The sequence below is a fragment of the Streptomyces niveiscabiei genome (assembly GCF_001419795.1).
In the GTDB taxonomy this organism is placed as follows: Bacteria; Actinomycetota; Actinomycetes; order Streptomycetales; family Streptomycetaceae; genus Streptomyces; species Streptomyces niveiscabiei.
In genome coordinates, this window is the sequence record NZ_LIRL01001157.1 from 1 (window position 1) to 1,376 (window position 1,376).

At 67.2% G+C, this 1,376-nt stretch carries 3 protein-coding genes and 2 tRNA genes; 2 read left to right on the plus strand and 3 right to left on the minus strand.

The window, feature by feature from the left end; all coding sequences use genetic code 11:
* Window positions 1-20 precede the first annotated feature (20 nt).
* Both AOK24_RS41385 and AOK24_RS41390 read right to left on the minus strand, forming a co-directional pair.
* Entirely contained in the window at window positions 21-395 is a 375-nt protein-coding gene (locus AOK24_RS41385; RefSeq protein ID WP_055725046.1) for a type II toxin-antitoxin system death-on-curing family toxin, read from the minus strand.
* Window positions 392-586, minus strand: coding sequence for a ribbon-helix-helix domain-containing protein (locus tag AOK24_RS41390; protein WP_055725047.1), 195 nt, complete (start codon window positions 584-586; stop codon window positions 392-394). Before AOK24_RS41390 ends, AOK24_RS41385 begins: the two co-directional genes overlap by 4 nt.
* A 167-nt stretch (window positions 587-753) precedes the next feature.
* Between AOK24_RS41390 and AOK24_RS48995 the strand changes: the two genes are divergently transcribed.
* Window positions 754-851: transfer RNA gene (locus AOK24_RS48995), tRNA-OTHER, on the plus strand.
* Window positions 852-873: 22 nt separating this feature from the next.
* Window positions 874-945, plus strand: a tRNA-Cys gene (locus AOK24_RS41395).
* A 39-nt stretch (window positions 946-984) separates the two neighbouring features.
* Here the strand turns inward: AOK24_RS41395 and AOK24_RS41400 are convergent.
* A partial coding sequence (locus tag AOK24_RS41400; protein WP_206191357.1) for an SUKH-4 family immunity protein occupies window positions 985-1,376 on the minus strand: 392 nt, incomplete at its 5' end.

Genomic DNA, 1,376 nt, shown 5'->3' on the forward strand with positions numbered 1-1,376 from the left:
GCCCCCGGTTGGGACCCACGTCACAACTCCCTCAGCCGCCCCGCGATCACCCCGATGTCCCCCTCGATCCCGGCCGCCACGTCCACGACCAGCCCATACGCCGCGTCCTGATCACACGCCTCCATCCCGACCCCGTTCACCCCGAGAAACACCACCGCCGCGAGCCATGCGGTGCGCTTGTTCCCGTCGACGAGGGGGTGATTCACAGCAAGCGCATGCAGCAGCGCTGCGGCCTGCTCGTACGTGTCCGTGTACGCCGGGGTCCCGAACATCCTCGCGCGCGGCCGGTGCACGGCAGACGCGAGCAGCCCGGGGTCCCGAGCATCAGGACCCTTACCGCCAAAGGCAACACGGGCAACCTGCTCCACCTCGGCAACCGTAAGAAACCTGGTCACTCCCCCAACCTCCTCAACAACTCGGCGTGCGCCTGCCCGAGACGCCGAGCCACATCAAGGACACGGCTCTCCTCACGGGCCAGGTGAATCCGCAGAGCCTCCCCCACGACGTCCTCCACCGACCGCCCAGTGGCATCGGCGAGGTCTTCGAGGGGTCGGTGGAGGTCAGGGGGCAGGTGGAGCTGGTTCATAGGGGTCGAGGTTAAAGGTGCGGGCCACTCAGAGCGACCGACTTACCCCACACCCCGTTCATGAACGCCGTATGGCAGTCCCGTTGCAGCGCACCCCACACGCTTGATCCCCTCGACCAGCCGGCCATACGGTTTTCTCACGAAGTCCGGGGAACACCCCGAAACTTGGCCGTGTGCCCGAGTGGTTCAGGGGCTCGCCTGCGCTGCATCCAATAGCGAGCTCCGCTCGCGGGGAGTTACGCGGGTTCGATTCCCACCACGGCCGAACAACAGAACAGCAACTCCCCGGCCGTGTGCCCGAGTGGTTTAGGGGCTCGCCTGCAAAGCGAGTTACGTGGGTTCGATTCCCGCCACGGCCTCTGTGATCGAGAGGGGGCGCTCCTTCAGGGGGGCGCCCTCTATGCGTACAGCCCTCCCCCCGCCTCGTCGCCGAAGACCTCCGGCCAGTAGCGCCAGTCGTCGTCCTCGGTGAGGAGGACGGCGGTGGGGTCGACGGCGGCCAGGGTGTGGTTCATCGCCTCCGTGAGCTGGTCGTAGGTGTGGGTGAGGTCGTGGAGGGCGTCGAGGGTGCGTTCTCGGTGGATCAGCCAGAAAGTGAAAGCGAGCGTGGAGATGTCCGCGTTGAGGGGGCGGAGGGTCTTGTCGGGGAACGTGTAGGAGAGGACCGCGCCCGTGGTGCCGTCGAGGACGAGGCTCGTGTCTTCCAGGAGGGAGCCCAGGCGGATCAAGTGGGGGGCCTGGGGCGGGAGTTCGTGGGTGAGGCTCTCGTCCGTGCAGTAGTCGGGGAGGG